Source organism: Pseudomonas sp. NDM, assembly GCF_003105095.1.
Taxonomy (GTDB): domain Bacteria; phylum Pseudomonadota; class Gammaproteobacteria; order Pseudomonadales; family Pseudomonadaceae; genus Aquipseudomonas; species Aquipseudomonas moraviensis_A.
The window spans coordinates 1-820 of record NZ_QETJ01000331.1; the positions used below are offsets into that span (position 1 = coordinate 1).

At 55.0% G+C, this 820-nt stretch carries 1 protein-coding gene; it reads left to right on the forward strand.

Translation table 11 applies throughout. The features are described 5' to 3' along the window. Nucleotides 1-437: 437 nt before the first annotated feature. A complete protein-coding gene (locus DCO47_RS26845; RefSeq protein ID WP_116659288.1) occupies nucleotides 438-728 on the forward strand; it encodes a DUF3077 domain-containing protein in 291 nt (96 codons plus the stop codon). Nucleotides 729-820 lie beyond the last annotated feature (92 nt).

Consider the following 820-nt stretch of genomic DNA (forward strand, 5'->3'; position numbering starts at 1 on the left):
CAGCCACCTATTTGCCAACTGACACACCGCTATCGCGAGCAGGCTCACTCCTACAGGGAAACAAGTGTCCGACGTTTAGTTTCGTTTACGTCTGGTCTCGCAATATCAGATGACGCCCACAGACCTTGTAGGCAAACTCCGAAACTCTTGTTGGGGCGCTGTGCCGCTCTATTGCGCTGTTTTTCGACGGGATACTCTCCGGATGTCGCTGACCCATTCAGCGATCGGGCTTGGTAACCCGGTGGAACAAGGCGCAACAGCGCACCCGACACGACTCAGGCGTAATCCCGTCCGAGCCCCTGTGTTATGGCAGCTGTGTGTGGGACGCTTTCGGGCGTGCCGGTTTCCTTGATTCCCCGGTTTACCAACCTGCGCACAGCTGCCACCCATTCGCTTGGTATCGGATGCGGCAGCTCTCGAAATCAAGGGAACTGACCATGAACAATCAATCTGATTTTAAAACCATCGGCTTCACCCCTTTCCTCTATAACTCGGATCAAGCGTTCTTCAACGTCCGCTCCGGCATCCCGATCATCAATGCCTTGTCCCAATCCTCCGACCTGCTATCCCTCGCCAAATCCTTCGCAGAAGACGCAGCTTTCAACAGAGACACCGACCGCCATGCCTGGGCCGCGCATTACCTGACAGTGATGGGCAAAGCCTTGATTGATGACGTGATCCAAGCGTTGATGCCGCGACCTGCGCGGACGAAGACCGAGTCTGAATGAGAGATGCCTGAAAGATTGTAGAGGTTTGCAGATCAAAAGATCGCAGCCTTCGGCAGCTCCTACATGGAATGCGAAACCTGTAGGAGCTGCCG